Genomic DNA, 25,146 nt, shown 5'->3' with positions numbered 1-25,146 from the left:
GTGGAAAAAGAGCAGCTGATTGAAATTGCCAATACGGTGATGCCGTTTGGCAAGTACAAAGGGCGTCGCTTAATCGACCTGCCGGAAGAGTATCTGCTGTGGTTTGCCCGCAAAGATGAGTTTCCGGCAGGCAAACTCGGTGAGTTAATGCAAATCACGTTGCTGATTAAAACCGAGGGGCTGGCGCAACTGGTCCAGCCCCTGAAACGTCCGCTTTAAACTTTTCCGGCGCTGCTTTCCTGCTGCGCCTGTAGTTGCTCGGTCTGGCGCTTATAACGACGCGCCAGCACCGCGCAGACCATCAGTTGGATCTGATGGAAAATCATCAACGGCAGTACCATCATACCGATCACCGATGTGGGGAACAGAATGTTCGCCATCGGAATACCATTCGCCAGACTCTTTTTCGAGCCACAGAAGACGATAGTGATTTCATCTGCCTTATTGAAACCCAGTCGACGCGCCATAAAGACGTTAATCACAATCACAATAGCCAGCAATACGCAGCTAACTACCACAATAAACAGCAGCGAACCCCAACCGACTTTGTGCCAGATGCCGTTAACGACGGCTTCGCTGAATGCCGTATAAACGACCAAAAGAATGGATGTCTGGTCGGTTTTTGCTATCCACTTTTTATTGCGTGCGACCCAGTTACCAATCCACGGGCGAGAAAGATGTCCCAACACGAACGGCAGCAGTAGTTGCAACATAATCTTACCGACCTGTTCCAGACTGCCTTCTGCTCCGTGGATATTCATTACCAGACTGACCAGCAACGGCGAAAGGAAAATCCCCAGCAGGCTGGATGCCGACGCAGAACAAACCGCCGCCGCGACATTACCGCCCGCCATTGAAGTAAAGGCGATTGCAGACTGCACGGTAGCCGGGAGAATGCACAAATAGAGAAAACCGGAATAGAGCATCGGATCGACATTTACCGGTTTCCACCAGGCAAACAGTACGCCCAGAATCGGAAACAGTACGAAGGTGCTGCACATTACCCACAAATGCAATCGCCAGTGACTACCGCCAGCAATTATCGCCTCACGCGACAGCTTCGCACCGTGCATAAAGAACAACAGGGCAATAGCTGCCGTGGTCAGATTTTCAAAGAAGGGGACAAAACCGCCGCTGGCCGGAAAGAAAGAAGCCAGCAATACCACCGTGATCAAGGTTAAAGTGAAAGGATCGAGGATACGAAAAAGTTTCATAAAGACTCCAGATGACCGATGCTTTCATTGTGCGTTGTTCTGATTGATAAATAAAACTGAATTGCTTATCAATTTGTGCGTGGTAATGGGAAGTCAGAGGGAGCTTCACCTGGTTGGCAAATAGGGGCTGTTAACTGAGGAAACTATGTGACAGCCGAAAAAATCACAGAAGGTTATTACTGCTGATGTACATAGCAGTTTTAGCGTGGTCAGCGCTGGTTTTAGAACGGGTATTTTATTGAATAAAGAATGTTACACGGAGTTCGCTGCGCTCAACTCGAACCTGCTGCAGGTTCGAATCTTTGAGTATTGCAGATAGCAAAAAAGCGCCTTTAGGGCGCTTTTTTACATTGGTGGGTCGTGCAGGATGACTCGCTTCGCTCGCCCTTCGGGCCGTCGCCGCAAGCGGCTCCGTTGTTTCGCTGCGCTCAACCCGAACCTGCTGCAGGTTCGAATCTTTGAGTATCGCAGATAGCAAAAAGGCGCCTTTAGGGCGCCTTTTTACATTGGTGGGTCGTGCAGGATTCGAACCTGCGACCAATTGATTAAAAGTCAACTGCTCTACCAACTGAGCTAACGACCCGAAGTGGTGGGTGATGACGGGATCGAACCGCCGACCCCCTCCTTGTAAGGGAGGTGCTCTCCCAGCTGAGCTAATCACCCACTTCGGTACTTCACATTTTTACAAGAAATTTAGCTGGCGAGAAAGTGGTGGGTGATGACGGGATCGAACCGCCGACCCCCTCCTTGTAAGGGAGGTGCTCTCCCAGCTGAGCTAATCACCCACTTCTCAATTTCTTGCTACACGGCGGAGACTACATAAAGTAGTTGGTGGGTGATGACGGGATCGAACCGCCGACCCCCTCCTTGTAAGGGAGGTGCTCTCCCAGCTGAGCTAATCACCCCCGCTGTGTGGAGTCGCATTATAGGGAGAGTTGGAAATGAGTCAACGCATTTTCTAAAGAAATTGTTCGTTCGTCGTAAATTTAAGCAAGGCGATCACAAAACAGACCGTATTGCGCAATTTGTCAACGAAAACAATAATGCGTAAGGTAGCAACCCGAACTACATTGAGGAATCAGGCTGGAGTGATAGAATATCGCCCACTCAATTTTTCCAGGATTTGCCGGTTGTCGGCATCTTTCTAAACGTAAGGCCATTTCATGAAAATCAAAACTCGCTTCGCGCCAAGCCCAACAGGCTATCTGCACGTTGGCGGCGCGCGTACTGCTCTTTACTCCTGGCTTTTTGCACGTAACCACGGCGGTGAGTTCGTGCTGCGTATTGAAGACACCGATCTTGAGCGTTCCACGCCGGAAGCTATCGAAGCCATTATGGATGGCATGAACTGGCTGAGTCTGGAGTGGGATGAAGGCCCGTACTTCCAGACCAAACGTTTCGATCGCTATAACGCGGTGATCGATCAGATGCTGGAAGAGGGTACTGCCTATAAATGCTACTGCTCTAAAGAGCGCCTCGATGCGCTGCGTGAAGAGCAGATGGCAAAAGGCGAGAAGCCGCGTTATGACGGCCGTTGCCGCCACAGCCATGAACATCACGCTGATGATGAACCGTGCGTTGTACGTTTTGCTAACCCACAGGAAGGTTCCGTTGTTTTTGACGATCAGATCCGTGGTCCGATCGAGTTCAGCAACCAGGAGCTGGATGATCTGATTATCCGCCGTACCGATGGTTCTCCGACCTATAACTTCTGTGTGGTGGTTGACGACTGGGATATGGAAATCACTCACGTCATCCGTGGTGAAGACCATATCAACAACACGCCGCGCCAGATCAACATCCTGAAAGCACTGAAAGCGCCCGTACCGGTTTACGCGCACGTTTCTATGATCAACGGTGATGATGGTAAAAAATTGTCCAAACGTCACGGTGCAGTCAGCGTAATGCAGTACCGCGACGACGGCTATCTGCCAGAAGCACTGTTGAACTATCTGGTGCGTTTGGGCTGGTCCCACGGCGATCAGGAAATCTTCACCCGTGAAGAGATGATCAAGTACTTCACCCTGAATGCCGTCAGCAAATCTGCCAGTGCGTTCAACACTGACAAACTGCTGTGGTTGAACCATCACTATATTAACGCGCTGCCGCCGGAGTATGTAGCTACTCACTTACAGTGGCACATCGAGCAGGAAAATATTGATACCCGTAACGGCCCGCAGCTTGCTGAGCTGGTGAAACTGCTGGGCGAACGCTGCAAAACGCTCAAAGAGATGGCGCAAAGCTGCCGTTATTTCTACGAAGATTTTGCTGAGTTCGATGCTGACGCCGCGAAAAAACATCTGCGTCCGGTAGCGCGCCAGCCGCTGGAAGTAGTGCGCGATAAACTGTCTGCTATCACTGACTGGACGGCGGAAAATGTTCACCACGCAATTCAGGCAACGGCGGATGAACTGGAAGTGGGCATGGGTAAAGTTGGGATGCCGCTGCGAGTAGCCGTAACCGGTGCAGGGCAGTCCCCGGCACTGGACGTTACCGTTCACGCGATCGGTAAGACACGTAGCATTGAGCGTATCAACAAAGCGCTGGCCTTTATTGCTGAACGCGAAAATCAGCAGTAATTAGCGTATAAAAAGATAAACGGCAGGAGATAATATCCTGCCGTTTTTTTATTTATGCTGATTCGTCAATATCGAGACGGGCGAGGAAATTGCGAATTCCTTCACGTGACAAAAATTGCGCGACTTTTTCCTGCTCAATGTCAGTCATATTATCTATCGCGTTGATAATTTGTCGATACGCCGGGGCGCGTGCTCCAGGAGCGTATTCGGCAATTCTCTCTTCAGCTTCCATCAACATTGGTGTGTTATGGAACGCAGGCGTGTTCTGAATAAACTCGCAAACCTGCGAATCGACCAGAATAAGTCTGGCACGACCTCCTTTCACGCCGGGAAATTTTTCCGTTCTCCAGCCTTTTTCTCTGACCCAACGGTTAACAGTTTGTTTAGCCACACCCAGGCATTCCGCCAGCTCTTCGGTGGTCATTTTATTACGTAATCTTTTCATATTATTTGCTGTCGCGAATCCCTAAGCGTTGTAATAATCCGATAATCCCTTCCCGCAGAAGCAAGGATGTAAACTGTTTTTGTTCAAGAGGCGTCATCTCTTTCGCCAGCGTCACCAGCAGCACTTCAAGAGGCGTATCGGCAGACAGTTCAGGTGCCTCTCTTTGATCGTCCGGACGTTCTGCATTACGAATATATTCACGAACTTGTTTATTGACGTGAATCAGCCGGGCCTTGCCACCCTGGACACCTGGTTTTGGTGATGTCGTCCAGCCTTGCTTGCGTACCCATTTATTAATGGTCTGGCGGCTATAACCGGTCAGCCTGGCAAGTTCATCTGGCGTCATCCTCTCCTTGAACATAACAATTCCCTGAATGATTGCGGGTCTATTAGTGGTTCATTTTATAACACCACTTTACAAGAAACCGTGACAGGAATAACTACTGAATGCGAGCGACTATCCAAAATAGTTCATTTGCCTGATTTTTCAGCGATTGAAACTACGCCTTGCAATTTGCCGTTGACACATTCGGGCGGAATTCATATGATGCCGCCCGTCAACTCGACAAGCTTTACGTGATGGGGCTATAGCTCAGCTGGGAGAGCGCCTGCTTTGCACGCAGGAGGTCTGCGGTTCGATCCCGCATAGCTCCACCAAATTTTGCACCCAGCAAATTTGGTACGTAAACGACTCGTGGGGCTATAGCTCAGCTGGGAGAGCGCTTGCATGGCATGCAAGAGGTCAGCGGTTCGATCCCGCTTAGCTCCACCAAATTTCAAACCCTCGCTGCGAAGCGGGGGTTTTTTGTCTCTGCTTTTTGCCGCTTTTGTAATACAGTCTACCTTCCAGGTTAGTGTTGCCTGTTGGAAACATCATTGGATGAAATATCGGCAACAGGTCGGTCCCTGTTTGCTTCGCGATGCGAATAAACATATTATTTGTGTGCCTTAAAACCCCGATCAGTGAGAGTAGTGTACTCATGTTTGTGGAGCATAACCTGATAAAAAATATCAAGATATTTGCACTAGCGTTTACGCTCACCGTGGTACTTATTCAGCTATCCCGTTTTATCTCGCCACTTGCTGTTATCCATTCCAGCTATATTTTCCTGGCGTGGATGCCACTGTGCGTAATGCTGTCAATCTTGTTTATCTTTGGCTGGCGCGGTGTCGTTCCTGTTTTATGCGGGATGTTTTGCACCAATCTGTGGAACTTTCATCTCTCTTTTTTACAGACCGCGGTCATGCTCGGCAGCCAGACGTTTGTCGTGTTGTGTGCCTGCGCAATATTACGCTGGCAGCTGGGGACGCGTTGGCGTTATGGATTGACCAGCCGATATGTCTGGCAACGTCTGTTCTGGCTTGGTTTGGTGACACCGATCGGCATCAAATGCAGCATGTATCTTGTGGGGAGCTTCTTTGATTTCCCGCTAAAGATATCTACCTTTTTCGGCGATGCGGATGCCATTTTCACGGTCGTTGATTTGCTAAGCCTTTTCACCGCAGTGCTGATTTACAACATGCTTTTTTACTATCTCACCCGCATGATTGTAAGTCCCCACTTTGCACAGATATTGTGGCGTAGGGATATCGCTCCGTCGTTGAGCAAAGAGAAACGCGCATTTACCTTAAGCTGGCTGGCAGCTCTTAGCGTGCTGCTACTTCTGATGTGCACACCGTATGAAAATGACTTTATTGCCGGTTATCTGGTACCTGTTTTCTTTATCATCTTTACCCTCGGTGTCGGTAAGCTTCGCTATCCGTTTTTAAATCTCACTTGGGCTGTTTCAACGCTTTGCCTTCTGAATTACAACCAGAACTTTTTGCAAGGGGTACTAACCGAATATTCGCTGGCATTTATTCTCGCAGTGCTGATTTCCTTTAGCGTTTGCCTGCTCTATATGGTACGCATTTATTATCGTAGCGAATGGCTTAACCGTCGCTGGCATTTGCAGGCACTGACCGATCCGTTAACGCTATTACCCAACTTTCGCGCACTGGAGCAATCGCAGGAGCAAGAGGCTGGTAAGAGTTTTTGCTGTCTGCGCATTGATAATCTTGAGTTTATGAGTCGCCATTACGGGTTAATGATGCGCGTTCATTGTATTCGCTCAATTTACCGTACATTGCTGCCGTTGATGCAGGAAAACGAAAAGTTGTATCAATTGCCGGGGAGCGAATTGCTGTTGGTACTGACCGGGCCGGAAACGGAAGGGCGGTTACAGCATATGGTTAACATTCTCAACAGTCGGCAAATCCACTGGAACAATACCGGGCTGGATATGGGCTATGGTGCTGCCTGGGGACGTTTTGACGGTAATCAGGATACTCTGCAGCCAATGCTGGGGCAGTTAAGCTGGCTGGCGGAGCAATCCTGCGCACATCATCATGTGCTGGCGCTGGACAGCAGAGAGGAGATGGTTTCCGGGCAGACCACTAAACAGGTGCTATTGCTGAATACCATTCGCACGGCGTTAGATCAGGGTGATTTGCTTCTCTACGCCCAGCCAATTCGCAACAAAGAGGGTGAAGGTTATGATGAGATCCTCGCGCGACTGAAGTATGACGGCGGCATTATGACCCCGGATAAGTTTCTGCCCCTTATTGCTCAGTTTAACCTTAGCGCGCGATTCGATTTACAGGTGCTGGAATCCCTGCTGAAGTGGCTGGCAACCCACCCTTGTGACAAGAAAGGCCCGCGCTTTTCAGTCAATTTAATGCCGCTCACTCTGCTGCAAAAGAATATCGCCGGGCGAATTATTCGTCTGTTTAAACGTTACCGTGTCTCCCCGGAGGCTGTGATTATTGAGATCACCGAGGAGCAGGCGTTTTCTAACGCAGAAAGCAGTATGTACAATATCGAACAACTGCATAAGTTTGGCTTCCGTATTGCGATTGATGACTTTGGCACAGGCTATGCCAACTACGAACGGTTAAAACGTTTGCAGGCTGATATCATCAAGATTGATGGCGTCTTCGTTAAGGATATCGTCACTAATACACTGGATGCGATGATAGTGAGATCAATTACCGATCTGGCGAAAGCGAAGTCATTGAGTGTGGTCGCGGAGTTTGTCGAGACGCAACAGCAGCAGGCGCTATTGCATAAGCTCGGGGTGCAATATCTGCAAGGGTATTTAATTGGTCGCCCGCAACCATTAGTTGATTAACAGGCGTAAAAATGCCGGGGAATTATCCCCGGCATTTGAGGTTGATGACAAACGGACAATTGCCTGATGCGCTGCGCTTATCAGGCCTACATGGAAACACAATTTATTGAATTTGCGTTGTTTTGTAGGCTGGGTAGGGCGTTCACGCCACATCCGGCATAAACAGAGCACACTTTGTCAACAAACTGAAGCCGGGGAATTATCCCCGGCTTTTTTAATGGATTCGCTTACAGTACCAGTGCTGCGATTGACGCAGACAGCACACTCACCAGCGTAGAGCCGTAAACCAGTTTCAGACCGAAGCGAGAAACCACGTTACCTTGCTCTTCGTTCAGGCCTTTAACGGCACCTGCGATAATCCCGATAGAAGAGAAGTTAGCGAAGGATACCAGGAACACAGAGAGGATACCTTCAGCACGCGGAGAGAGCGTGGACGCAATTTTCTGCAGATCCATCATCGCAACGAACTCGTTGGAAACCAGTTTGGTCGCCATGATGCTGCCTACTTGCAGTGCTTCACTGGAAGGAACACCCATCACCCATGCAATCGGATAGAAGATGTAGCCCAGAATGCCCTGGAAGGAGATGCTGTAGCCAAACCAGCCAGTCACGGTAGCAAACAGAGCGTTCAGTGCAGCGATCAGGGCGATAAAGCCGATCAGCATTGCGGCAACGATAATGGCCACTTTGAAGCCTGCCAGAATGTATTCGCCCAGCATTTCGAAGAAGCTCTGGCCTTCGTGCAGGTCGGACATCTGAATGTTTTCTTCGCTGGCATCAACACGGTAAGGGTTGATCAGCGACAGCACGATAAAGGTGCTGAACATGTTCAGTACCAGCGCAGCAACTACGTATTTCGGTTCCAGCATCGTCATGTATGCACCAACGATGGACATAGAAACGGTGGACATCGCCGTGGCTGCCATGGTGTACATACGATTACGGGAGATTTTGCCGAGGATATATTTATAGGCGATAAAGTTCTCGGACTGACCCAGAATCAGGGAGCTGACGGCGTTAAAGGATTCCAGTTTGCCCATGCCGTTGACTTTGGAGAGCAGGAAACCAATTGCACGGATAATCACCGGCAATACGCGAATGTGCTGGAGAATACCGATCAGCGCAGAGATAAAGACGATTGGGCATAGCACTTTCAGGAAGAAGAATGCCAGGCCTTGATCATTCATGCTACCAAAGACGAAGTTAGTCCCTTCGTTGGCAAATCCGAGCAGTTTTTCGAACATTTCGGAGAAGCCTTTTACGAAGCCCAGACCAACGTCGGAGTTCAGGAAGAACCACGCCAGTAACACTTCGATAACAAGCAGTTGAATAACATAACGGATACGAATTTTTTTGCGGTCGCTGCTTACCAGCAGTGCGAGAATCGCAACAACGGCAAGTGCCAGTACAAAATGAAGGACGCGGTCCATATTTGCTCCAAATATGAGGCAGGTTAAATTTCCGTGCACATTCTATGTAACATGGGTAAGGAAAACGAGATCTGACACACACTATAATGACGTCCTGTGACAAGCTTCAAAAATAGTGACCTGTCATACATATTTGCTATGTTGTGTATGGAAGCTGAAAGTTATGTAAATGTGCTAACATTAAACATAATTATAACATTCAAATAATCAATCTTTTCGTAGTCATAATCCTGGTCTATCAGAGAAATCACCACAATCCATTTAAATGAATTTGATAATCATTCTCGTTTGACATAGCATGAAACATAGCAAAGGCTATGTTTTAGAGGCACAAGATGACGAACTATCGCGTTGAGAGTAGCAGCGGTCGGGCAGCGCGCAAGATGAGGCTCGCATTAATGGGACCTGCGTTCATTGCGGCGATTGGTTATATCGATCCCGGTAACTTTGCGACCAATATTCAGGCGGGCGCCAGCTTCGGCTATCAACTGCTGTGGGTGGTCGTCTGGGCCAACCTGATGGCAATGCTGATTCAGATTCTCTCGGCCAAACTCGGGATTGCCACTGGTAAAAATTTGGCGGAGCAAATTCGCGATCACTACCCACGTCCGGTAGTCTGGTTCTATTGGGTCCAGGCGGAAATTATTGCGATGGCGACCGATCTGGCGGAATTTATTGGTGCGGCGATCGGTTTCAAACTCATTCTTGGTGTTTCTTTATTGCAGGGGGCGGTGCTGACAGGTATCGCCACTTTCCTGATTTTAATGCTGCAACGTCGCGGGCAAAAACCGCTGGAGAAAGTGATTGGTGGGCTTCTGTTGTTTGTCGCGGCGGCCTACATTGTTGAGCTGATTTTCTCCCAACCGAATCTGGTGCAGTTGAGCAAAGGTATGGCGATACCGAGTTTACCGACCTCGGAAGCGGTCTTCCTGGCGGCTGGCGTGTTAGGGGCGACGATTATGCCGCATGTGATTTATCTTCACTCTTCGCTTACCCAGCATCTACACGGTGGTTCACGCCAACAACGTTACTCTGCGACTAAATGGGATGTGGCGATTGCCATGACCATCGCTGGCTTTGTCAATCTGGCAATGATGGCAACGGCTGCCGCAGCGTTTCATTTTTCTGGTCATACTGGTGTTGCCGATCTTGATGAGGCTTACCTTACGCTGCAACCGATGTTAAGCAATGCTGCGGCAACGGTTTTTGGTTTAAGTCTGGTGGCGGCGGGGCTTTCGTCAACGGTAGTGGGTACGTTGGCAGGGCAGGTGGTGATGCAGGGGTTCATTCGCTTTCATATTCCGCTGTGGGTACGCCGTACGGTAACCATGCTGCCGTCATTTATTGTCATTCTGATGGGATTGGATCCGACACGGATTTTGGTTATGAGTCAGGTGCTGCTCAGTTTTGGTATTGCTCTGGCGCTGGTGCCGCTGCTGATTTTCACCAGTGACAGCAAGTTGATGGGCGATCTGGTGAATAGCAAATGGGTTAAACAAATCGGCTGGATGATTGTGGTGCTGGTGGTAACGCTGAATATCTGGTTGTTGGTGGGAACGGCATTGGGGCTGTAGTTGAATGAGCGTCGCATCAGGCACCACTGGCGGATGCGGCGTAAACGCCTTATCCGCCCTACGCGTTAAATGAAGTGGGTTTGTAGGCCTGATAAGACGCGCAAGCGTCGCATCAGGCATTGTGCTTCATTAGCGAATGTGTTTAATGACGATGCCCATGTCCACGGCCTTTTCCGCGATGATCATCACGGTCGCTCCAGCCTTCGCGATAGCCACGCTCATACGCTTTACGCTTATCCCAACCACGGTGATAGCCATTATCATGACGCCACCAGCGGTTTTTACGCCATTCATAATTACGGTGCCAGTAGTCACGATCGCGCCAGTGGCCACCGTCCCAGTAGTTACCATAATTATCGCGATCGCCAATTTGTAATTTAATTGATGGCAGCAAGGTAATTTCACCTGCGTTTGCTGCAAGCGGGATAAATGCCATCAGGGCGGCCGCCAGAAACAGTGACCTGAACATTGTTATTCTCCTTCACGATCGAAGCCGTCAGCGGCCTGTTAACGCAATATTACGGGGAGGTAAAGCCCCGTTTCATCGCCATAACTCTTAAATCATAAGGGAGAGCATTTTTTGCTAAAGGTTATCGTGGGGTGGCTGTTGTTTTGGACGATTCACCATCATCATCGGTTTACCTGCCAGTAATAACCATGCCGGAAGCATGACGATACACAATAGCGGTAACAATGTGGAATCAGGTACAACGACCGCCGCCATAAACAAACTTAGCCAGCCATCGCGCGTTACCACCAGTACGAGGCCGAGAATCGCGCAGGAGACGGTAATGGCCGCTGGAACGGCGGGAACGTGCGCATGCAGCATCAACCCTAACGCTACGCCGACAAATACCGCCGGGAAGATTCGCCCGCCGCGAAACCCGCTGGCGGCGGCAATGACCAGGGCGGCGAGTTTGATTACCGCCAGCAAAAAGTAATCGCTGGTGCTGAAAGCCTGATTTGTCACCATTTGCTGCATCTCGTCCAGCCCTTTAAATAGCGAAACAGGCCCACCAATAACACCCAGAATACCGAGAATAAACCCGCCAACCCCCAGCATGAGGACCGGATTTTTAATCTGATGCATCATCGCGTGCACCCGTGGGAAACACCACACTGCAACCATACCTGCCGCAATGGCGATCGCCGTCACAATTGCACCACTGATGATGTCTGCTAACTGCATCTGTCCGTAACGAGCAATGGGCAGCGAAAAATGAGGATGGAAAAACAATCCGGTGGTTAGCGCACCAGCCGCCGCTGCCATTAACGGCGCAAAGAGACGATCCCAAAGTGGAACGTCGTGGCTGCTATTTAAGGTTTGCGAAAATATCAACGCCGCCGCAACAGGTGTGCCAAACAGTGCGCCGATGGTGCCCGCAGAGGCTAAAATAGTCCACTCCATCCGGTTCACTCGTGGTAACAGACGCGCGCCAATCGCCACCGCGAGGGCGATATTGACGGTCATAATGGGATGTTCCGGCCCAAGACTGACGCCGCCAGCAAGACCGAGAATTAATGCTACGATCAGTCCTGGTAGCGCAGAGGGAGGGACTGGCGCGCCTATCAGCGCTTCACTGGCAGGATCCGGCCCGGCATGACCCCGGCTGAAACGGATGACTAGCCCAACAGCAGCCCCTGTCAGCGTTAAAATTCCGATGATCCAGAGCGGTGAATCCTGGGCTATCCCCAGACTTCCCGGCAGTCGTTGCCAGAGCAGATTCTGTAATACCGAGGCGATTTTCATTACCACCATCAGAATAAGACTGGACGCAATCCCAATTGCCAGAGCGGGGAGCGATAATAACAACATGGTTCTGGCTCGCGGATGGAGCATGTTCTATTCCTTTATGCGGGTTCAGATATTTAGTTTGCCCAGCTTGCACAAAGACATCGCTGCAATTGATGCTGAAACGATAAAGTAAATGTGTGACCCAGATCGATATTTACAGGGAGCCTGCCTTTTCGGCGTTGTTGTTATGCCCCCACGTATTTACAGTGTGAGAAAGAAGTATTTTGACTTTAGCGGAGCAGTTGAAGAATGACAAAGTATGCATTAGTCGGTGATGTGGGCGGTACTAACGCACGTCTTGCTCTGTGTGATATTGCCAGTGGTGAAATCTCGCAGGCTAAAACCTATTCAGGGCTTGATTATCCCAGCCTGGAAGCGGTCATTCGCGTTTATCTTGAAGAGAATAAAGTCGAGGTGAAAGATGGCTGCATCGCCATTGCTTGCCCAATTACTGGTGACTGGGTGGCAATGACCAACCACACCTGGGCGTTTTCGATTGCCGAAATGAAAAAGAATCTCGGTTTTAGCCACCTGGAGATTATTAACGATTTTACGGCGGTTTCGATGGCGATCCCGATGCTGAAAAAAGAGCATCTGATCCAGTTTGGCGGCGCAGAACCAGTTGAAGGTAAACCTGTCGCGGTGTACGGTGCCGGGACAGGGCTTGGGGTCGCACATCTGGTCCATGTCGATAAACGCTGGGTAAGCCTGCCTGGTGAAGGCGGTCACGTTGATTTTGCGCCAAACAGTGAAGAAGAAGCCATTATCCTTGAAATACTGCGCGCGGAAATTGGCCATGTCTCGGCTGAACGCGTGCTCTCTGGCCCTGGACTGGTGAATTTGTATCGCGCGATTGTGAAAGCGGACAACCGCCTGCCGGAAAATCTCAAGCCAAAAGATATTACCGAACGCGCGTTGGCTGACAGCTGCACCGATTGCCGCCGCGCGTTGTCACTGTTTTGCGTCATTATGGGGCGTTTTGGCGGCAATCTGGCGCTCAATCTCGGAACATTTGGCGGCGTCTATATTGCGGGCGGTATCGTTCCGCGTTTCCTTGAGTTCTTCAAAGCCTCCGGTTTCCGTGCCGCTTTTGAAGACAAAGGGCGCTTTAAAGATTATGTTCATGATATTCCGGTCTATTTAATTGTGCACGATAACCCTGGGCTTCTCGGTTCCGGTGCACATTTACGCCAGACCTTAGGCCACATTCTGTAAATCCTTCCTGTCATATCGGGAGGTGACTCTCCCGATAATCTTTTAAATCAATCAGTTAATTCAATTTTTCTTTGTGTCTCTTCACAAGGCCGACCTGCGTCACACTTCCGCACTACGGGATTAATTCTCCAGTAAATGCATTATTTGTCTGGTAACGGCAATTTGTTTTGCACGTTCATAATTTCATTCGTCAACTATAAACAAACGAGGAAATAACGATGAGTAAGAAACTGATTGCCTTATGTGCCTGCCCAATGGGCCTGGCTCACACCTTTATGGCCGCCCAGGCGCTGGAAGAAGCGGCAGTGGAAGCCGGCTATGAAGTGAAAATTGAAACCCAGGGCGCGGACGGCATCCAGAACCGCCTGACGGCGCAGGATATCGCCGAAGCGACCATCATCATTCATTCCGTGGCAGTAACACCAGAAGATAACGAGCGTTTCGAATCACGCGACGTTTATGAAATCACTTTGCAGGACGCAATTAAAAACGCTGCGGGCATCATCAAAGAAATCGAAGAGATGATTGCCGCTGAACAACAGTAATATTCGACAGGGATAATTGTTATGGCCATTAAAAAACGCAGTGCAACCGTTGTGCCTGGCGCATCCGGTGCGGCAGCGGCAGTTAAGAATCCGCAGGCCTCTAAAACCAGCTTCTGGGGTGAACTCCCGCAGCATGTGATGTCAGGGATTTCACGCATGGTGCCGACCTTAATTATGGGCGGTGTGATCCTCGCTTTCAGCCAGCTGATTGCTTATAGCTGGCTTAAAACTCCCGCAGATATCGGCATTATGGATGCTCTTAATAGCGGGAAATTTTCCGGTTTCGACCTCTCCTTACTGAAATTTGCCTGGCTGTCGCAGTCCTTTGGCGGCGTGCTGTTTGGCTTTGCCATTCCGATGTTTGCCGCTTTTGTGGCGAATTCTATTGGCGGCAAACTGGCGTTCCCGGCTGGGTTTATCGGCGGGTTGATGTCTACCCAGCCCACGCAACTGCTGAACTTTGATCCCAGCACTATGCAGTGGGCGACCTCTTCACCAGTCCCGTCTACCTTCATTGGTGCGCTGATTATTTCTATCGTCGCGGGTTACCTCGTGAAATGGATGAACCAGAAAATCCAGTTACCGGATTTCCTGTTAGCGTTCAAAACCACATTTTTGCTACCGATTCTTTCCGCCATTTTTGTCATGCTGGCGATGTACTACGTGATCACGCCGTTTGGTGGCTGGATCAACGGCGGGATCCGTACCGTGCTGACCGCTGCTGGTGAGAAGGGCGCGCTGATGTATGCGATGGGGATCGCCGCGGCGACAGCAATCGACCTTGGTGGCCCGATCAACAAAGCCGCAGGTTTCGTCGCCTTCAGCTTTACCACTGACCATGTATTACCAGTCACCGCACGTTCTATCGCTATTGTTATTCCGCCGATTGGTCTGGGTCTGGCGACCATTATCGATCGTCGCTTAACTGGCAAACGCCTGTTTAACGCCCAGCTTTATCCGCAGGGTAAAACCGCGATGTTCCTGGCGTTTATGGGGATCAGTGAAGGTGCGATTCCGTTTGCGCTGGAAAGCCCCATCACCGCTATTCCGTCCTATATGGTTGGCGCGATTGTCGGTTCCACCGCTGCTGTCTGGCTGGGTGCAGTGCAATGGTTCCCGGAATCCGCTATCTGGGCGTGGCCGCTGGTCACTAATCTGGGCGTCTATATGGCGGGGATCGCGCTGGGAGCAATCATTACTGCGCTGATGGTGGTGTTCCTGCGTCTGATGATGTTCCGCAAAGGCAAATTGTTAATCGATAGCCTGTAAGAAGGAAAAATCCAGATGACATTACTCGCTTCGCTGCGCGACTGGCTTAAGGCGCAACAACTGGATGCGGTGCTCCTTTCCTCACGGCAGAACAAACAGCCGCATCTGGGGATCTCCACCGGATCAGGTTATGTGGTGATTAGCCGTGAAAGTGCGCACATTCTGGTGGACTCGCGCTATTACGCGGATGTAGAAGCCCGCACGCAAGGCTACCAGCTGCATTTGCTCGACGCGATGCACACGCTTGCCACCATCGTCAGGCAAATCATTGCCGATGAGCAGTTGCAAACGCTCGGTTTTGAAGGCCAGCAGGTGAGTTGGGAAACCGCGCACCGCTGGCAGTCTGAACTCAATGCGAAACTGGTAAGCGCCACGCCGGATGTGCTGCGGCAAATCAAAACGCCAGAGGAGGTGGAGAAAATCCGCCTCGCCTGTGGGATTGCCGATCGTGGCGCAGAGCATATTCGCCGCTTTATTCAGGCGGGGATGAGCGAATGCGAGATAGCCGCTGAACTGGAGTGGTTTATGCGCCAGCAGGGCGCAGAAAAAGCCTCTTTTGACACCATTGTCGCCAGTGGCTGGCGTGGGGCGCTGCCGCACGGCAAAGCCAGCGACAAGATTGTTGCAGCGGGCGAGTTTGTCACTCTCGATTTCGGTGCGCTGTATCAGGGCTACTGCTCTGATATGACGCGCACCTTGCTGGTGAATGGCGAAGGGGTGAGCGCCGAATCTCATCCGCTGTTTAACGTCTATCAGATTGTTTTGCAGGCACAGCTTGCGGCAATCTCTGCAATTCGCCCCGGCGTGCGCTGCCAGCAGGTTGACGACGCCGTGCGCCGGGTTATTACCGAGGCAGGATTTGGCGACTATTTCGGTCATAACACCGGTCATGCTATCGGCATTGAAGTCCATGAAGATCCGCGCTTTTCACCGCGGGACACCACGACGCTACAGCCAGGCATGTTGCTGACCGTGGAGCCGGGGATTTATTTGCCAGGGCAAGGGGGCGTGCGCATCGAAGATGTTGTGCTGGTTACCCCGCAAGGCGCAGAAGTGCTCTACGCCATGCCGAAAACAGTGTTGCTCACGGGAGAGGCATAATGGATTTATCGCTATTAAAAGCGTTGAGCGAGGCAGATGCGATCGCCTCCTCGGAACAGGAAGTGCGGCAGATCCTGCTGGGAGAAGCGGATCGCCTGCAAAAAGAAGTGCGATTTGATGGTCTGGGATCGGTGCTGATCCGCCTGAATGAATCGACAGGTCCGAAGGTGATGATCTGTGCGCATATGGACGAAGTGGGATTTATGGTGCGCAGCATCTCCCGCGAAGGGGCGATTGATGTGCTGCCGGTTGGCAACGTACGCATGGCTGCCCGCCAGCTGCAGCCGGTGCGCATCACCACCCGTGAAGAGTGCAAAATTCCAGGCCTGCTTGACGGCGACCGGCAGGGGAATGACGTCAGCGCCATGCGCGTGGATATTGGCGCGCGCTCGTATGACGAAGTGATGCAGGCGGGAATTCGTCCAGGCGATCGCGTCACGTTCGATACCACTTTTCAGGTTCTCCCCCACCAGCGAGTGATGGGGAAAGCCTTTGATGACCGCCTCGGTTGCTATCTGCTGGTGACGTTACTACGTGAGCTGCACGACGCCGAACTGCCTGCGGAAGTGTGGCTGGTGGCAAGTTCCAGCGAAGAGGTGGGATTACGCGGCGGGCAAACTGCCACCCGCGCGGTGTCGCCGGATGTCGCCATTGTGCTTGATACCGCCTGCTGGGCGAAAAACTTTGATTATGGCGCGGCTAACCATCGCCAGATTGGTAACGGGCCGATGCTGGTGTTAAGCGACAAGTCGCTGATTGCGCCGCCAAAACTTACCGCCTGGGTCGAAACCGTGGCGGCAGAAATTGGCGTGCCGTTGCAGGCAGATATGTTCAGCAACGGCGGCACGGACGGCGGGGCGGTGCACTTAACCGGCACCGGCGTGCCCACAGTGGTGATGGGGCCAGCAACCCGCCATGGACATTGCGCCGCATCGATTGCCGATTGCCGCGACATTTTGCAGATGCAGCAACTTTTATCTGCCCTTATTCAACGTCTTACCCGTGAGACGGTTGTTCAATTGACGGATTTCAGATGATCTCCTGATTAACCCGGAGCGGTTATGTTAACGATTCAATTTCTCTGTCCTTTGCCAAACGGTCTGCATGCTCGTCCGGCGTGGGAACTTAAAGAGCAGTGCAGCCACTGGCAAAGCGAAATCACCTTCATCAACCATCGCCAGAACGCGAAGGCGGATGCCAAAAGTTCGCTGGCGCTGATTGGCACCGGCACATTATTTAATGACAGTTGCAGCCTGAACATTGGCGGCAGCGATGAAGAGCAGGCGCGGCGCGTGCTGGAAGAGTACATCCAGGTGCGCTTTATCGACAGCGTCCAGCCGACGCAGGCAGAACTGACGGCGCACCCGCTGCCGCGTTCATTAAGCCGCCTGAACCCTGATTTACTGTACGGCAATGTGCTGGCAAGCGGCGTCGGCGTGGGTACGCTGACCCTGTTACAGAGCAACAGCCTCGACAGTTATCGGGCAATCCCCGCCAGTGCGCAAGACTCCACCTGGCTGGAACACAGCCTGGCAACGCTTGCCGAGCAACTGAACCAGCAGTTGCGCGAGCGTGACGGCGAAAGCAAAACTATCCTCAGCGCCCATTTGTCGCTGATTCAGGATGATGAATTTGCAGGGAATATCCGTCGCCTGATGGCAGAACAGCATCAGGGGCTGGGAGCGGCGATCATCAGCAATATGGAGCAGGTTTGCGCCAAACTTTCTGCCTCTGCCAGCGATTATCTGCGCGAGCGGGTCAGTGACATTCGTGATATCAGCGAACAGTTGCTGCATATTACCTGGCCGGAACTGAAGCCGCGTAATAATCTGGTGCTCGAAAAACCGACCATTCTGGTGGCCGAGGATTTAACCCCTAGCCAGTTTTTGAGCCTCGATTTAAAAAATCTTGCAGGCATGATTCTGGAGAAAACCGGACGCACCTCGCATACTCTGATTCTGGCCCGCGCCTCGGCGATCCCGGTTTTGAGCGGCCTGCCGCTGGATGCGATTGCCCGTTATGCCGGACAACCGGCGGTGCTTGACGCCCAATGTGGCGTGCTGGCGGTAAATCCTGATGACGCGGTGAGCGGTTATTATCAGGTTGCGCAGACGCTGGCGGATAAACGTCAGCAGCAACAGGCGCAGGCCGCCGCGCAGCTGGCCTATTCCCGTGATAACAAGCGTATTGATATTGCGGCGAATATTGGCACTGCTCTGGAAGCACCAGGCGCGTTTGCTAACGGCGCGGAAGGCGTCGGGCTGTTTCGTACCGAAATGCTCTATATGGATCGTGACAGCGCGCCGGACGAACAGGAGCAATTTGAAGCTTACCAGCAGGTATTACTGGCGGCGGGCGACAAACCGATTATCTTCCGCACGATGGACATCGGCGGTGATAAAAGCATTCCTTACCTCAACATTCCCCAGGAAGAGAACCCGTTCCTCGGCTATCGCGCGGTACGTATTTATCCGGAATTTGCTGGCCTGTTCCGCACTCAACTGCGGGCGATTTTGCGCGCTGCCAGTTTCGGCAACGCCCAGTTGATGATCCCGATGGTCCACAGCCTTGATCAGATCTTATGGGTGAAAGGTGAGATCCAGAAAGCGATCGTTGATCTTAAGCGCGATGGCCTGCGTCATGCAGAAACGATCCCGTTGGGGATCATGGTTGAGGTGCCGTCGGTATGTTACATCATCGATCACTTCTGCGATGAGGTCGATTTCTTCAGCATCGGCTCTAACGATATGACCCAGTATTTGTATGCGGTCGATCGTAATAACCCGCGGGTATCGCCGCTATATAATCCGATCTCGCCATCGTTTCTGCGCATGTTGCAGCAGATAGTTACCACTGCGCATCAGCGGGGCAAATGGGTAGGTATTTGCGGTGAACTGGGTGGTGAAAGCCGTTATCTGCCGCTTCTGCTTGGGCTGGGCCTGGATGAGCTAAGCATGAGTAGCCCACGCATTCCGGCGGTGAAAAGCCAGCTTCGTCAACTGGATAGCGAGGCGTGTCGGGAACTGGCGCGTCAGGCATGTGAATGCCGCAGCGCGCAGGAAATTGAAGCGTTACTCACCACGTTTACGCCGGAAGAAGACGTTCGCCCACTGCTGGCGCTGGAGAATATCTTCGTTGATCAGGACTTTAGCAATAAAGAGCAGGCGATTCAGTTCCTGTGCGGTAACCTCGGCGTTAACGGGCGTACTGAGCATCCGTTCGAGCTGGAAGAAGATGTCTGGCAGCGGGAAGAGATTGTTACTACTGGCGTTGGTTTTGGCGTGGCGATCCCGCACACCAAATCGCAGTGGATCCGCCATTCCAGTATCAGCATTGCCCGACTGGTGAAACCGGTTGACTGGCAGTCAGAAATGGGCGAAGTCGAACTGGTGATCATGCTGACGCTGGGCGCTAACGAAGGGATGAATCATGTGAAAGTCTTCTCGCAGCTGGCGCGTAAACTGGTGAATAAAAACTTCCGCCAGTCGCTTTTCGCCGCAAGTGATGCGCAAAGCATCCTGACGCTGCTGGAAACGGAAATAACCTTCTAAACTTAGCCCTGAAAACGGGCGCTGTACTCTCCCGGCGTCAGGCCAAACTGACGCCGGAAGACGCGACAAAAATAGTCGCTATCCGGAAAGCCGCAACGCTGCGCCACTTCATGAATCGACAGATGATATTTCTGCAAAATCATCCTCGCTTTTGCCATTCGTACCCAGCGAACATACTCGATAAAACGCATCGTCCCATGCTGCGCAAACAGTTTTGACAGATGATTGGGCGTGATATTAAAAAATTGCGCCACGCTCTCGCGAGTGAGCGGCTGAGTGTAGTTATCCTGAACCCAGTTACAAATGCTGTGGTAGAGAAAATCGCTGCGCGGTTGCGAATTACCCGGTGGCATGTTGACCACGTTGCGGCAAAGATGCAGCAAACTTAACACCAACGGTTGAATGATACTCTGCTCCAGCGGCGAACGGCTGAGATGGGTGAGGGCGGTAAGCATCGCTTCACCTTCACCGCGTTGCTGGCTGGGAAGCTGGATCTGGCGAGCAGGATCCAGTAACGACGTGGTGCGGCTATCGTAAAACGATAACCCCAGCCAGGTCGGCGCAAACACCAGGCTTAACAGCATTACCGGTTTGTGGTTGACCGGTAAATTAGCCGCGCGCGCCGGAATAAACAGCATTTCTCCTTCCAGCATACGCTGCTGCTTTGCTTCCAGCAGATTGCCATATTCGCCGCGTAGCACAATATCCAGTCGGGGAAAATCAATACACAAACTGCCTACCGGCAGCGAGGCGGGCTGGCAGGCAAACCAGACGCGCCCAAGCAGTTGCGGGTTAAGCACCAGGCCGCTGAACAGATCGGCGAAAAATTGTTGATCGGCGGGCAAGCCTGCTGCTTTCATGAAAGTTCCCGATTACAGATGCATTAACTGGCGGAATTCTTTAACTTTGCTGCGGCTGACTGGCACTTCAAAATCCAGATCTTTCAGCCGCAGAATATAGGTATTATTAAACCACGGTTCTATCTCGCGGATTTTGTTCAGGTTGACGCAAAACGAGCGATGGCAGCGGAAAAAGTGCGACGACGGCAGTTTGCTGCAAAACTCGGTGATGTTCATTGGCATCACATAAGATTCACGCCGCGTATAGACAAAGGTCATTTTCTCGTGCGCTTCGGCGTAGTAGATATCATTGACCGGCGTCACGATGAGGCGTTCATCCTTCACCAGATTAATGGTGTCATTCTCACGCGTTAACGGCACGGCAGGCGTGCTGCTGGTTTGCTGTTGCTGCCAGGCGGCTTCCAGCTTTTGCAGCATCCCGGTAATCCGTGACTCCTGATACGGTTTGAGAATGTAGTCAAACGCCTCCAGTTCAAACGCTTCCACCGCATGTTCTTTCCACGCGGTGATAAACACAATAAACGGCTTATGGGCGAACTGGCTGATGTTTTGTGCCAGCAGCACGCCATCCAGCGACGGAATATTGATATCCAGAAAAATGGCGTCGACGCGGTTATGCTGCAAAAACTTCAACACGTCCAGACCGTCGTCAAAGGTGCCGACAATCTCCATCTGGCTGTGCTCTTTAATAAGCCAGCTAAGTTCCTGTTGTGCCAGGAATTCGTCTTCAACAATGATGACTTTCACAATATCACTCCGGCTCAAAGCAATAACGTAGCCTGTGAGGCGACAGGGGTGCGTTGGTTAGGAATGTAAAACGCAATTTCCGTTCCTGGTTCCAGGCGGCGGATATGCAGCCCCTCGCCATATAACAACTTCACGCGATGATGCACATTCAGCAGGCCGATTTTATTGCCCGGCATTTCATTCGCTTCGACCCGCTCAATCACCTTTGGATCGATGCCATGCCCGGTATCTCTTACCGCAATACGGACCCGATTACCGCACTCCGCAACGCTGATGGTGACAACACCTTTTCCCTTGCAAGGCTGAATACCGTGGACAATGGCGTTCTCCACCAACGGCTGGATAAGCAGGCTGGGAATGCAGCAATTCACCTCTTCATCAATATCATAGATAACCGTCAGCTTGTCGCCAAAGCGGGCCTGCTCAATGGCGATATAGTCTTTAATTTGGTACAGCTCTTTTTTGATATCAATTTGCTCATCGTCTTTTAATTCAATGTTATAGCGCAGATAGCGCGACAAATTAAAGATTAGCTGGCGAGCAGTGTCTGGATTCAGACGAATCGACGATGAAATAGCGTTCAGAGCGTTAAACAGAAAATGGGGATTAATTTTGCTTTGCAGGGCGCGAAGCTCTGCCTTATTTGCCATTTCCCGTAGCTGCTCGGCGCGAGAAACTTCCAGTTGGGTAGAGATGATTTGCGACAGACCGACCGCCATCTCCTGTAATGATGACGTAATCTGGTGCGCGTGGCAGTAGTAAATTTTCAGCGTTCCGGTCACAACGCCTTTCTCCCACAATGGGATCACCAGCATGGAATGAATCTCTGGTGTACGGTGGGCTTCATCATTGTTTTTAATAATGATTTTCCCATAATTCATCGCCTGGCGGGTAGTCGGGCTAATGAAGTCATCGCCATTCTGATAGTTGTGTTCGCCCACGCCGACATACGCCAGCACATGATCGGTATTGGTGATTGCCACCGCGTCAGCGTGAATGTCATCGCGGATAATTTCGCAAACTTTACGTAATGATTCGCTATTCACATGGCGAAACAGCGGCAGGGTTTTATTGGCGATATCCAGCGCCAGCTTGGCCTGGCGCGCGGCGCTGGCCTCTTTTTCGCCCTCAACACTTTGTACCAGCAACACAATAAAGCCGATACAGACACTGCCGAGGATCATCGGGATACCGATTTTGGAGACGATATCCAGCCCCAGCTCAGTGGTCGGCGCCCAGACAATCACCAGAATCATGGTCAACGTTTCACAGAGCATGCCGCCGAGAATACCGACGCGCCAACGCTGCGCTTTGGGGATTTTCAGGTTGATCCAACCAGAGATGCATCCCGCCAGAATACTGGTGATAAAGCAGGGGATAGCCGTCACGCCGCCGATATCAATTAAATAACGATGAATACCCGCGATTACCCCGGTAATGATGCCCACCCATGGGCCAAACAGAATCCCGCCCGACATCACCGCAATAATACGCACGTTAACCAGCGAACCTTCCACCGGTACGCCAGACCAGGTGCTGAACAAGGCGAACAGCGAGAAAATGGCGGTAACAGCGAGCAGCTCTTTCGCTGAGTGCGCCGACTTGTGCAACAGTTCGCGAAACAGGCGGATACGGATGAGGAAAAACAGGCAGATAAGCATTAGCGCTGCCCGATCGAAGACCGCCAGCAGCATGTTGAATATTTCGTGCACGGGTGACTCTGAATAAGGTTTAAACCTCTATGATAGGTAACCTGAAGGCTGATGACCAGTGCGCGACTTTTGAGGAAAAACCACAAATTTAAAAGGGGATTGAAAGCTAAATGGTGTACTGGCAATGCATCTCTTGTCAGCATCAAGCCAATTGGTAAATTTATTGAATTTATATTGTTAATGTAATGTGTGGTAATTTCTTGTTGGCGAATCTGACTTTCCTGTTTTTAAGGTTTTGTTCCTCTTTTTTCGCATTAATAAAAATTTTCCAAAACGCTGGACAGACAGAAATTAATCAGGCTATTTTCAAAACAGCCACCATCGTGGCAGCGTCGCTCGGACGGTCCGGGCGCTAACGTTAATCTGAGGAAATTATGGCTGACACTCGCCCTGAACGTCGCTTTACGCGCATTGATCGTCTCCCGCCCTACGTTTTTAATATTACCGCTGAACTGAAAATGGCTGCGCGTCGGCGCGGCGAAGATATTATCGATTTCAGTATGGGCAACCCGGACGGTGCGACCCCGCCGCATATTGTCGAAAAATTATGTACAGTGGCGCAGCGCCCGGACACGCACGGTTACTCTACTTCACGCGGCATTCCGCGGTTACGTCGCGCGATTTCACGCTGGTATCAGGAACGTTACGACGTTGAAATCGACCCGGAATCAGAAGCCATCGTCACCATCGGTTCGAAAGAGGGGCTGGCGCACCTGATGCTGGCGACGCTGGATCACGGTGACACCGTGCTGGTGCCGAATCCAAGCTACCCCATTCATATTTATGGCGCGGTGATTGCTGGTGCTCAGGTACGTTCAGTGCCGCTGGTGGAAGGTGTCGATTTTTTCAACGAACTGGAACGCGCTATTCGTGAAAGTTATCCGAAACCGAAGATGATGATCCTTGGCTTCCCGTCAAACCCAACCGCGCAATGCGTAGAACTGGAGTTCTTCGAAAAAGTAGTGGCGCTGGCGAAACGCTACGATGTGCTGGTGGTCCATGACCTGGCCTATGCGGATATCGTCTACGATGGCTGGAAAGCGCCGTCAATCATGCAGGTGCCGGGCGCACGTGACGTAGCGGTCGAGTTCTTTACGCTGTCGAAAAGCTACAATATGGCGGGCTGGCGTATTGGCTTTATGGTCGGCAATAAAACACTGGTCAGCGCGTTGGCACGTATTAAAAGCTATCACGATTACGGTACCTTTACACCGTTGCAGGTGGCGGCGATTGCGGCGCTGGAGGGCGATCAACAGTGCGTGCGCGACATTGCCGAACAGTACAAACGCCGCCGCGATGTGCTGGTAAAAGGGCTGCATGAAGCGGGCTGGATGGTTGAAATGCCGAAAGCCTCGATGTATGTCTGGGCGAAAATCCCGGAACCGTATGCGGCAATGGGCTCGCTGGAATTTGCCAAGAAGCTGCTTAACGAAGCGAAGGTTTGTGTCTCACCCGGCATCGGCTTTGGCGACTACGGCGACACGCATGTACGCTTTGCGCTGATTGAAAACCGCGACCGTATTCGTCAGGCGATTCGTGGGATTAAAGCGATGTTCCGCGCTGACGGCTTACTGCCCGTCAGCAGCAAACATATTCACGAAAACGCGGAATAAACACCATCGCCAGAAATGCAAACAGGAGCCTGATGGCTCCTGTTTTTCGTTTCGCAGTTTACTTTTAGATCATCAGGGCAAAAGTACCGGCCCAAACGATGACCATAAAAGAAATGCCCATAAAGAAATATTTCACTTTACATCTCTCCGCGTAATTACTGTTACGCCTGAATGACTTCATTACACCTGTTACAGTGAGCTGACACCCGCGGGCATCACCTCAGAATTCTGAGCATATTGGCTCGAGACGGCGCTAATGTACGCCTAAAACTAAATCGAAACAAGTGGCATTTTCTTATTTACTTTTAGTAACTTACGAGTGTCGC

21 protein-coding genes, 6 tRNA genes and 1 other RNA gene are annotated in these 25,146 nt (G+C 51.4%); 13 read left to right on the top strand and 15 right to left on the bottom strand.

Annotated features, from left to right (window positions below):
• Entirely contained in the window at positions 1-219 is a 219-nt protein-coding gene (locus FEK50_RS07065; protein ID WP_130260674.1) for a DUF3820 family protein, read from the top strand.
• On the opposite strand, the gene FEK50_RS07060 is transcribed toward FEK50_RS07065, so the two are convergent.
• The 6 genes from FEK50_RS07060 to FEK50_RS07035 form a co-directional block, all read right to left on the bottom strand.
• On the bottom strand, positions 216-1,214 hold the full coding sequence (locus FEK50_RS07060) for a bile acid:sodium symporter family protein (protein ID WP_131162077.1): 999 nt from the start codon (positions 1,212-1,214) through the stop codon (positions 216-218). The genes FEK50_RS07065 and FEK50_RS07060 overlap by 4 nt on opposite strands.
• A gap of 351 nt (positions 1,215-1,565) precedes the next feature.
• Positions 1,566-1,691: non-coding RNA, RtT sRNA (locus FEK50_RS07055), on the bottom strand.
• Positions 1,692-1,721: 30 nt separating this feature from the next.
• A tRNA-Lys gene (locus FEK50_RS07050) sits at positions 1,722-1,797 on the bottom strand.
• 4 nt (positions 1,798-1,801) lie between these two features.
• Positions 1,802-1,877, bottom strand: a tRNA-Val gene (locus tag FEK50_RS07045).
• Positions 1,878-1,923: 46 nt separating this feature from the next.
• Positions 1,924-1,999, bottom strand: a tRNA-Val gene (locus FEK50_RS07040).
• A gap of 44 nt (positions 2,000-2,043) precedes the next feature.
• Positions 2,044-2,119, bottom strand: a tRNA-Val gene (locus FEK50_RS07035).
• Positions 2,120-2,377: 258 nt separating this feature from the next.
• Here FEK50_RS07035 and gltX point away from each other — a divergent pair.
• On the top strand, positions 2,378-3,793 hold the full coding sequence (gltX, locus tag FEK50_RS07030; RefSeq protein ID WP_131162076.1) for a glutamate--tRNA ligase: 1,416 nt from the start codon (positions 2,378-2,380) through the stop codon (positions 3,791-3,793).
• Positions 3,794-3,845: 52 nt separating this feature from the next.
• On the opposite strand, the gene FEK50_RS07025 is transcribed toward gltX, so the two are convergent.
• Together FEK50_RS07025 and FEK50_RS07020 are read right to left on the bottom strand one after the other, a co-directional pair.
• Positions 3,846-4,238, bottom strand: coding sequence for a YfeC-like transcriptional regulator (locus FEK50_RS07025; protein WP_131162075.1), 393 nt, complete (start codon positions 4,236-4,238; stop codon positions 3,846-3,848).
• A 1-nt stretch (position 4,239) separates the two neighbouring features.
• Positions 4,240-4,599: a YfeC-like transcriptional regulator gene (locus FEK50_RS07020; RefSeq protein WP_130207360.1), complete on the bottom strand. Its 360-nt coding sequence runs from the start codon at positions 4,597-4,599 to the stop codon at positions 4,240-4,242.
• 220 nt (positions 4,600-4,819) lie between these two features.
• On the opposite strand from FEK50_RS07020, the gene FEK50_RS07015 reads away from it, so the two are divergent.
• From FEK50_RS07015 to FEK50_RS07000, 3 genes are all read left to right on the top strand, one after another.
• Positions 4,820-4,895 (top strand) — tRNA-Ala (locus tag FEK50_RS07015).
• Positions 4,896-4,934: 39 nt separating this feature from the next.
• Positions 4,935-5,010 (top strand) — tRNA-Ala (locus FEK50_RS07010).
• Between the two features lie 208 nt (positions 5,011-5,218).
• Entirely contained in the window at positions 5,219-7,408 is a 2,190-nt protein-coding gene (locus FEK50_RS07000) for a sensor domain-containing phosphodiesterase (protein WP_130207356.1), read from the top strand.
• Between the two features lie 227 nt (positions 7,409-7,635).
• On the opposite strand, the gene nupC is transcribed toward FEK50_RS07000, so the two are convergent.
• Complete coding sequence (gene nupC, locus FEK50_RS06995; protein WP_131162074.1) at positions 7,636-8,838, bottom strand: nucleoside permease NupC; 1,203 nt, start codon at positions 8,836-8,838, stop codon at positions 7,636-7,638.
• 335 nt (positions 8,839-9,173) lie between these two features.
• Between nupC and FEK50_RS06990 the strand changes: the two genes are divergently transcribed.
• Complete coding sequence (locus FEK50_RS06990) at positions 9,174-10,412, top strand: Nramp family divalent metal transporter (protein ID WP_131162073.1); 1,239 nt, start codon at positions 9,174-9,176, stop codon at positions 10,410-10,412.
• Between the two features lie 142 nt (positions 10,413-10,554).
• Here FEK50_RS06990 and ypeC read toward each other — a convergent pair whose 3' ends face one another.
• Together ypeC and FEK50_RS06980 are read right to left on the bottom strand one after the other, a co-directional pair.
• On the bottom strand, positions 10,555-10,881 hold the full coding sequence (ypeC, locus tag FEK50_RS06985) for a DUF2502 domain-containing protein YpeC (RefSeq protein ID WP_130207352.1): 327 nt from the start codon (positions 10,879-10,881) through the stop codon (positions 10,555-10,557).
• A gap of 114 nt (positions 10,882-10,995) precedes the next feature.
• Complete coding sequence (locus FEK50_RS06980; protein ID WP_131162072.1) at positions 10,996-12,252, bottom strand: ion channel protein; 1,257 nt, start codon at positions 12,250-12,252, stop codon at positions 10,996-10,998.
• Positions 12,253-12,456: 204 nt separating this feature from the next.
• Here FEK50_RS06980 and glk point away from each other — a divergent pair, with 204 nt between their 5' ends.
• The 6 genes from glk to ptsP all read left to right on the top strand — a co-directional run bounded on the left by glk (position 12,457) and on the right by ptsP (position 19,888).
• Positions 12,457-13,422, top strand: coding sequence for a glucokinase (gene glk, locus FEK50_RS06975; protein WP_130207348.1), 966 nt, complete (start codon positions 12,457-12,459; stop codon positions 13,420-13,422).
• Between the two features lie 218 nt (positions 13,423-13,640).
• Positions 13,641-13,967: a PTS fructose transporter subunit IIB gene (locus FEK50_RS06970; RefSeq protein WP_000038455.1), complete on the top strand. Its 327-nt coding sequence runs from the start codon at positions 13,641-13,643 to the stop codon at positions 13,965-13,967.
• 21 nt (positions 13,968-13,988) lie between these two features.
• Positions 13,989-15,236: a PTS fructose transporter subunit IIC gene (locus FEK50_RS06965; protein WP_131162071.1), complete on the top strand. Its 1,248-nt coding sequence runs from the start codon at positions 13,989-13,991 to the stop codon at positions 15,234-15,236.
• 15 nt (positions 15,237-15,251) lie between these two features.
• Positions 15,252-16,337, top strand: a complete 1,086-nt coding sequence (ypdF, locus tag FEK50_RS06960; protein ID WP_131162070.1) for an aminopeptidase — start codon at positions 15,252-15,254, stop codon at positions 16,335-16,337.
• Complete coding sequence (gene ypdE / locus FEK50_RS06955) at positions 16,337-17,374, top strand: aminopeptidase (protein ID WP_131162069.1); 1,038 nt, start codon at positions 16,337-16,339, stop codon at positions 17,372-17,374. Before ypdF ends, ypdE begins: the two co-directional genes overlap by 1 nt.
• A gap of 24 nt (positions 17,375-17,398) precedes the next feature.
• Complete coding sequence (ptsP, locus tag FEK50_RS06950) at positions 17,399-19,888, top strand: phosphoenolpyruvate--protein phosphotransferase (protein WP_135524377.1); 2,490 nt, start codon at positions 17,399-17,401, stop codon at positions 19,886-19,888.
• A 2-nt stretch (positions 19,889-19,890) separates the two neighbouring features.
• Here the strand turns inward: ptsP and FEK50_RS06945 are convergent, their stop codons facing one another.
• The 3 genes from FEK50_RS06945 to ypdA are packed head-to-tail and all read right to left on the bottom strand — an operon-like array spanning position 19,891 to position 23,207.
• Positions 19,891-20,748, bottom strand: coding sequence for an AraC family transcriptional regulator (locus FEK50_RS06945; RefSeq protein ID WP_131162067.1), 858 nt, complete (start codon positions 20,746-20,748; stop codon positions 19,891-19,893).
• Positions 20,749-20,760: 12 nt separating this feature from the next.
• A complete protein-coding gene (gene ypdB / locus FEK50_RS06940) occupies positions 20,761-21,495 on the bottom strand; it encodes a two-component system response regulator YpdB (RefSeq protein ID WP_130237839.1) in 735 nt (244 codons plus the stop codon).
• 14 nt (positions 21,496-21,509) lie between these two features.
• On the bottom strand, positions 21,510-23,207 hold the full coding sequence (gene ypdA, locus FEK50_RS06935; protein WP_131162066.1) for a two-component system sensor histidine kinase YpdA: 1,698 nt from the start codon (positions 23,205-23,207) through the stop codon (positions 21,510-21,512).
• A gap of 374 nt (positions 23,208-23,581) precedes the next feature.
• On the opposite strand from ypdA, the gene alaC reads away from it, so the two are divergent.
• Complete coding sequence (gene alaC, locus FEK50_RS06930; protein ID WP_130207332.1) at positions 23,582-24,820, top strand: alanine transaminase; 1,239 nt, start codon at positions 23,582-23,584, stop codon at positions 24,818-24,820.
• 64 nt (positions 24,821-24,884) lie between these two features.
• Here the strand turns inward: alaC and ypdK are convergent, their stop codons facing one another.
• Entirely contained in the window at positions 24,885-24,956 is a 72-nt protein-coding gene (gene ypdK, locus FEK50_RS06925) for a membrane protein YpdK (RefSeq protein ID WP_010723117.1), read from the bottom strand.
• Between the last annotated feature and the right edge of the window lie 190 nt (positions 24,957-25,146).

The organism is Escherichia sp. E2586 (assembly GCF_005781105.1).
GTDB lineage: Bacteria > Pseudomonadota > Gammaproteobacteria > Enterobacterales > Enterobacteriaceae > Escherichia.
This window is presented reverse-complemented; position numbering and strand designations above follow the sequence as displayed.